At 26.6% G+C, this 463-nt stretch carries 1 protein-coding gene; it reads right to left on the bottom strand.

What is annotated here, in order from left to right; translation table 11 throughout:
• Window positions 1-463: type I restriction endonuclease (locus G3997_RS04440; protein ID WP_296649367.1), on the bottom strand; the 463-nt coding region annotated here is incomplete at both ends.

The following is a 463-nucleotide window of genomic DNA, read 5'->3' as shown; positions in this document are numbered from 1 at the left end:
TCAAACATACCATAAATTAAGGTATCTAGGTTTTTGTAGTCTATAGAGAATAAATCTTTTATTTCTTCATCTCCATTAACTTTTTTCCATGCCATAAATCTATCTATAGGTGCTGTAATAGTACCTGCTTTTGTATTTACTCCATCACTTATTACTAAAAATGAATTGTARTAAAATAATGATGGTATRTGAACTTYTTTGTAGTTCATTAATTGCTTGTATGCATCTTCAATATCTACTTCTTCACGAGAAGTACTTTTTAGCTCCATACATACTATTGGTATACCATTGATGTATATTATTACATCTGGTATTTTTTTATTKCCATCTTCCACTATTTCTAATTGATTTACTACTAAAAAATCATTATTTTCTATATTGTCATAATCAATTAATTTTACAGTGTAGTACTTTGTTTCTCCATTTATAAAGTCTGTTACTTCCACACCTTCTATAAGATATT

The sequence above is a fragment of the Romboutsia sp. 13368 genome (assembly GCF_018336475.1).
Lineage (GTDB): Bacteria > Bacillota > Clostridia > Peptostreptococcales > Peptostreptococcaceae > Romboutsia.
Note: the sequence above shows the minus strand (reverse complement) of the source record. Positions and strands in the feature narration are given on the sequence as shown.